The sequence below is a fragment of the Acidovorax sp. LjRoot118 genome (assembly GCF_964253575.1).
GTDB lineage: Bacteria > Pseudomonadota > Gammaproteobacteria > Burkholderiales > Burkholderiaceae_C > Acidovorax.
Map to the genome: position 1 here is coordinate 210,602 of NZ_CAXURB020000002.1, position 6,000 is coordinate 216,601.

8 protein-coding genes are annotated in these 6,000 nt (G+C 59.7%); 7 read left to right on the forward strand and 1 reads right to left on the reverse strand.

Features of this window, described 5'->3' with window-relative positions:
- Window positions 1-338: 338 nt before the first annotated feature.
- The 4 genes from ACSQ9E_RS33760 (at window position 339) to ACSQ9E_RS33775 (ending at window position 1,912) form a co-directional block, all read left to right on the forward strand.
- Window positions 339-593: a hypothetical protein gene (locus ACSQ9E_RS33760; RefSeq protein ID WP_436220481.1), complete on the forward strand. Its 255-nt coding sequence runs from the start codon at window positions 339-341 to the stop codon at window positions 591-593.
- Window positions 594-670: 77 nt separating this feature from the next.
- Window positions 671-913, forward strand: coding sequence for a hypothetical protein (locus tag ACSQ9E_RS33765; protein WP_436220482.1), 243 nt, complete (start codon window positions 671-673; stop codon window positions 911-913).
- Between the two features lie 225 nt (window positions 914-1,138).
- The gene (locus tag ACSQ9E_RS33770) at window positions 1,139-1,627 is read left to right on the forward strand and encodes a thermonuclease family protein (RefSeq protein WP_436220483.1); all 489 of its coding nucleotides are present in this window, start codon (window positions 1,139-1,141) and stop codon (window positions 1,625-1,627) included.
- A gap of 9 nt (window positions 1,628-1,636) precedes the next feature.
- On the forward strand, window positions 1,637-1,912 hold the full coding sequence (locus ACSQ9E_RS33775) for a hypothetical protein (RefSeq protein WP_436220484.1): 276 nt from the start codon (window positions 1,637-1,639) through the stop codon (window positions 1,910-1,912).
- A gap of 82 nt (window positions 1,913-1,994) precedes the next feature.
- Here the strand turns inward: ACSQ9E_RS33775 and ACSQ9E_RS33780 are convergent, their stop codons facing one another.
- A complete protein-coding gene (locus ACSQ9E_RS33780; protein WP_436220485.1) occupies window positions 1,995-2,318 on the reverse strand; it encodes a hypothetical protein in 324 nt (107 codons plus the stop codon).
- Window positions 2,319-2,643: 325 nt separating this feature from the next.
- Here ACSQ9E_RS33780 and ACSQ9E_RS33785 point away from each other — a divergent pair, with 325 nt between their 5' ends.
- The 3 genes from ACSQ9E_RS33785 to ACSQ9E_RS33795 all read left to right on the forward strand — a co-directional run bounded on the left by ACSQ9E_RS33785 (window position 2,644) and on the right by ACSQ9E_RS33795 (window position 5,683).
- The gene (locus ACSQ9E_RS33785; RefSeq protein WP_436220486.1) at window positions 2,644-3,087 is read left to right on the forward strand and encodes a hypothetical protein; all 444 of its coding nucleotides are present in this window, start codon (window positions 2,644-2,646) and stop codon (window positions 3,085-3,087) included.
- A 276-nt stretch (window positions 3,088-3,363) separates the two neighbouring features.
- On the forward strand, window positions 3,364-3,972 hold the full coding sequence (locus ACSQ9E_RS33790; protein WP_436220487.1) for a hypothetical protein: 609 nt from the start codon (window positions 3,364-3,366) through the stop codon (window positions 3,970-3,972).
- A 112-nt stretch (window positions 3,973-4,084) separates the two neighbouring features.
- Window positions 4,085-5,683, forward strand: a complete 1,599-nt coding sequence (locus tag ACSQ9E_RS33795; protein WP_436220488.1) for a Tn3 family transposase — start codon at window positions 4,085-4,087, stop codon at window positions 5,681-5,683.
- Window positions 5,684-6,000: the final 317 nt, after the last annotated feature.

The following is a 6,000-nucleotide window of genomic DNA, read 5'->3' on the forward strand; positions in this document are numbered from 1 at the left end:
GGCCACAGCTGCAAGGTCCGGCACTACGTCTGAGCCGGCGCGTTCGCGACGCAGATGCTTGCTGCCTGCCAGCAGGTCGAATATGCTGCCGCGATGCTTCGAGGATCACACCCTCGGCAGGTGCACCAGGTTGCACCCGTGGGCTGACACTGCTCTGCCCAACACCGGTCTTCTGACCATCGCCAACTGCTGCCGTCCATCGGCACGCACCTCAGATTGGCCAAGCGGCCTATGCCTGCGTGCCCAGCACCGGTCATGCCGCCTTGGTGAACCAACATCTTCAACCCGATCGGGGCTCTACCCGATAGGGAGGCTCCGACCACATTTCTGGAGCCGATATGCAGGCAGAACAAGCCGAAGTGCAAATCCGATTGACCGTCGACGTGACCTACTCGCTCAATGGGGAGACTGCTGCCACCATGGCAGCGCTGCTCCCAAGACTGTGCGAACAGGCCATCGGGGACGGAATGCTTACCGGGGGCACCTCCGCGACCGTGGAGAGCCACGAGGTGACCACGAAACTCGTGCCGGCGCTGATGAGCGAAGAGGCAGTGGCGGACGCCTGGGCCGGGCGATCGCCGCCAACGCCCTGATCGAGCTGCCACATTCTTCAAACCCTGCCGGGGACTCCCCGGCGGGGGCTCCTACGGCACCACCGATTGGAATTCACATGAAACACCAACTGTCTCAGCCGAAGGCAGGCCGGAAGTGCTCGGCCAAGCCGCGTACCTCGGCCGCACAACTCGAGGCGGCGCTCAAGGCCCTCAACTCGCTGATTGAATGCGGCCACGAGTATCCCGACGCTCACACAAAGGTCGCGCTCACCCGGGGCGTCGATGGTGACGCGCTCACCGCGGCCTACGATGCCCAGGGCGCGCGCCGGTGCGGCCGGTGGGCTCGGGCGCCGAGCTGACCCACGCATCCAACCAACAAGGTCTAGTCGCGCGCCGGTGCGCGTCTGACCAACATGCGAGAGAACTGTGGGCCAGCGGCCCACAGCGCTTTCCAAAGCTGCCCATGGTGGATAGGGCGCCTTTGGAAAGAGCTGACACAGTCCGCGAATGGGCTTGACCGATGAGGCGAATCTGGCAAATTCATCTTCAACAACCCCGCCACACATCACACACTTCAGACACTCATGAAACTTCACCGCTTCCTCGTCGTCCTCGCCGCATGGGCCGTACTGGGCACCGCCTATGCTGACATCACCGGCCGGGTCGTTGGCGTGCTTGATGGCGACACCATCGACGTGCTGGTCGACCACAAGCCAGTCCGCGTGAGGCTGAGCCAGGTCGACGCCCCCGAGTCCCGCGCTGAGTTCGGCACGCGCGCCAAGCAGGCCCTGTCCAAGGCAGTGTTCGCGAAGGTGGTGCACGTGAAGACCAGCGGCACCGACCGTTACGGTCGCACCATCGGAACCGTCCTGGTCGATGGCCAGGACATCAACCGCCTCATGGTGGCGCAGGGGATGGCCTGGGTGTACCGCCAGTACCTCACCGATCAATCACTGCTGGATGTTGAAGCCAAGGCGCGCCAGGGCAGGGTAGGGCTGTGGGCCGACCCCAATCCAGTGGCTCCATGGGAATGGCGCGCGCAGCGCCGAGGCCATGCCTCATCTGGCTGGTAGGCTACGACGATGTCCAAGACACCATCAACGGACGCCCCGCTGCCGGCGTACGGGACTATCCATGGCGGCAAGTTCGATGGTTGGGCCTATTCGTTTGTGGCATTCCTTACCCACCCCACCAAGCCCACCCTGGTGCGCCTGCGCGCCACGCCGCCAGGTTGGCCGTTCCCCTCGACCGTCGACATGCCCTACCCGTTGAGTGCAGTGACGTTTATGCCAGCGGCTGGCGCAACAGCTCCTTCAGCTGGCGCGCTGGCTCGCCTTCAGAAGGCCGCAGCCAAGTAACTGGCGGCCAGCACCCACCTTCACGTGCACACGCCTCCGGCGGCGTAAAAGTTGGAGGTGCCAAGCGCAAGCCACAGGTGGCTCACTTCTTCAGGCGGCACTCGGCTGGGTTGCCATTGACGGCAGTTATTACCCACTTGTCGCCCTGCTTGTGAAGAAGGGCCGACCCCCACCCCATATATTGGCCGGTCGTACCCTTCGAATCGAACATCAAGCATGCCGACTTACCATCGGCTGACTCGATTAAGTCACCAAATTTGGCGGACTCCGGATTGACCAACTTCTTACGGAGATCGGCTTGAATATCGCTGTCTTTCGACACGGCATTTTCACTTGTGCTTTGACTGCAACCTGCGAGAGCGACAGCCACAGCAAGACCTAGAGCATATTTCATTTTTTCTTTCATACCCTATTATATACTCCTACCCGTTCGCGTAAATGACCCACCATGCGCAAACCGGTGGCAGTTTGGGCTCGCTGGCTACATTGACTGTTGGCGAGCATTGGAAAACGATACCTAGGACTCATTCAATGCTGGGGCTATCAGGGGACCTCGGCTATGATCGCTGGAGAAGAGGCATGGCCTACACCCGTTGTTGTTGAAAAAATTTACCTAGGGAGATGCTGTTATGCGAAGTTTGGTGAGTGCCTTATTGATAGCAGCCACAGCCGCTGGCTTTGTCGGAAACAGTGCCGCTCAAGCTACGTCGAATGAGCGCAAGGCTCAAGCTATGACCGAACTACTCTTGGAACAGAAGGTCCAAGAGGAACGGGCAGCTATTGAAAAAGCAAAAAACGAGCTGGTCAGATCCAAAGGCACCTCCCCATCTAATTCAACCGAGGGCACGGGTGGTATTCCGTTGCCGCTACAGATTGTGATGTGGATCACGATCCTCATATTAATAATCTATCTACTTCTCAGACGCGAGTCGAGAAAGGACGCCAGCCGAAATGTCTCTAGTTCAGATTTGACCCGATGGGAAATTGTTGCTCGCCGGCGCATGGAAATTTACGATGCCGATCCTGAGAGCGTTAAGGTAACCAAGCGAAGGCAACTGAGATGGTTCGAAGAGTTCAAGACGAAAATTATACAAAGCCCGAACGGTGTTGCATATCAACAGGCGGAAACTGAATACTCCAAGAACATAAGAAACTATTTTTTTAATCGTCCATGACTCTACGGCCGATCAAGAACCGGCAGTTCATTCCTTCAAAACGTGCTTGAACTCTGCCGGGAGCTTACGCACATGGCCTGGCTCGTTTTACGACAGGGCTTCCGATGAAATGGTTTGGCTGGGCGTGTGATGACTGGACACCCACGAAGTGCAGGGCGCTGCCGCAGCACTCGCAAAAGTGCCCCAACCGGGATCAATGGTCGGGCCGCGCGATGAACAAATCGGATCAAATCCTCTGCACAGGCATCATCAAGGGCTAAAGCAGAGGAGCAACACATGGCGATCTGGTTCGTCGCCCGAAACAAGGAAACTGGAGAATGGTCGGGCGGACCGAGCCCCGTGGACTTCGAATACGCTCCAAGGAAGGTCTACGCCGTTCTTGCCGATGGTCAACAGGAAGCACTCGACGCTGTCAAGAATTGCGGTCCCGAACTGGAAGTCTTGTCTCCGTTGGAGCTGGGGCTGCTGACAGCCCTCGCAAAGAATCCCGGGTGGACCACCGTCCGTGCGAGCCTCTGCGCTCACGCGCTACGTCTCCGCACCAAGGGCCTGGTGGAGCTCTCCGACGCAGGGCAGTTCAGACTTGCCACGGCCGCCATCGCCACCTCGCCACCGCCAGCGGCTTCAGCACCGGATAGCGCGGCCGCATCGACCTCGCTATCCGTGATCGACATCTTGGCAAGGGCGAGCGCTGGGGCCGCAACAGCATCGACTGGGACGGTGGCGGACCAGAACGCTTGCCGCTTTCCCGTGACAGTAGCACCACAAACTCGCGCGTTTCTGGACAGTCAGGCCTTCGCGCACAATCAGTCGCTCGCTGGCCTGTGCGGACTTATCCTGGACGAGGTCGCCCGGGAAACGCTTCGGCGGGCGTCGTCGTTCTGAGCTGGTGCGACTATTAGCGGATCAGCACGTTTTCCCTGAGGCTCGGTGCCGGTCGCATCGCGGTAGGAGCTAGGGGCAGGCGGCACTCAGGGCTTTTGAAGGTTGCGCATTAATGCGCATCAGCAAGGGGCTGCGGGGAGGAAGCCTGTATGTGAACCACAGCGCTACCTACCAGAACAAGGCGAGTTTGCTGATTCCGCAGGACGAGTGGGAGCGCGACAAAGTCGCGCTCTGCGAAGCCTATGGTCTGGAATTGGATCCGCGCAAAGCGCTTGACCTCCAGTACGAGTTGCTGCGTGCCGGCCTTGCCGATGTGGAGGTCGGACTCGAAAAAGGCCTGCTTGAGATCGATGAAGACGGCTGCGTGCGTATACCGGCGATTCGCGCCGCGGAGGAAGACCCGGAACTTCGACACACGAATCAACGCCTGAGCGACTTGATTGGCGCACCCCGGCTGCCGGACGTCATTTTGGAGATCGACAGTCGGACCCAAATCAGCACCATGCTGCTGGGCCGCCAGCCGGAAGACGCCGAAGAACTCATCGCACTGTATGCGGGCTTGCTCGCGCACGGCACAGAGATCGACGCCAAGGCGGCAGCAGCCATGATTCCCGGCGTGCCCGTCAGCCGCGTATCGGCCGCCATGCGCATGCTCGAGGCGCCTGGCCGGCTGCGCTCAGCCAACGATAGCGTGGTGGCATTCCAGCAGCGGTTTCCGATCGTCAAGCTGTGGAGCGATGGGAAGAAGGCCTCCTCGGACATGATGGCGCTCGACGCAACTCGCCACCTGTCCATTGCCCGCACCGATCCCCGTCGCAAGACCGCGGCGGCAGGCATCTACACCCATATCCTGGGCAGCTACCCGGTCATCTTTGACCAACCCATCGTGTTGTTGACGCGCCAGGACGCGCCGGCAGTGCATGGGATCGAAGCCTACAACTCGCACAGCGAAGACCGCATCAAAGTCGACCTTTTGGCGGTGGACACCCACGGCTATACCTACTCAGGCATGAGCGTGGCCAAGCTGCTGAAGTTCGACTTGTGCCCCCAGTTGGCCGGCCTACCAGACCGCAAGATCTGGACACCCCGCTCGATCAAGGTGTCCGAGGCCCTCGAGCAAATCACCATACCAGCCATCACCGAAAAAGCTATCCGGGAAGGCTGGGACCAGACCATGCGCCTTATTGCCTCGATCAAGTCTGGCCGCGTGAGCGTCGCTTGGGCGCTGGCCCGCCACGGGAGCGCAGCGGCCGGGGATGACGTTCGCCGCTGCCTGGACCAGTACGGCCGCCTGCTGCGATCGGTGTTCCTGTGCGACTATTTCACCAACGACGTCTTCCGGCGGGAAATCCACACTTTGCTCAACCGCGGTGAGTCGGTGCACCTCCTTCAGCGGGCCATCTACTACGGTCGAATCACCGCCGAAAGAGGCCGCCGCCGCGACGAGCTCAAGTCGATTTCGGGATCGCATGCGCTCTTGACGAACGTCGTGATCGGCTGGAACACGATGAAACTGCAGGAAACCGTAGATCGTCTGAAGTCCAGCGGGCAACGCATTGACGACAGCATCCTGCGCCGAATCGGGCCGGTCCACTTCGGGCACATCAACTTCCGGGGCACCATGAGCTTCAGTGTTGCCCGGTATGCCAGCGTGCTTTTGAAGGGAGAAATGACCTCGAAACGCACTCCCGCAAAACGCGCCGAAAAATGACCCTATTTCGTGCTTTTGCATTTCCGTCTGCAAAATCGGAAAGCTGCTCTATATAAATCAACGACTTAGCACGCCCGTGCATTTCGCCATTTCATTTATTCCGTGCAAAAAAGGAAATACCCGACTAATTAAGTAGGCTATTGGGGGCTCGGCGGAGAAGTCGTTCGGGGCGCAAATTATTCCGTTGGCGGCCCAACGTCTACCCCCGCTTGCGCCAGTTGCCCAAGTGTCACCAGCTCAGAAGGCATGTGGAGCACCCGGATGTTGGCGAGCGCCTGTATCGCGTCGCGCTTGGACCAAATGTCTGTCTTGTCGCT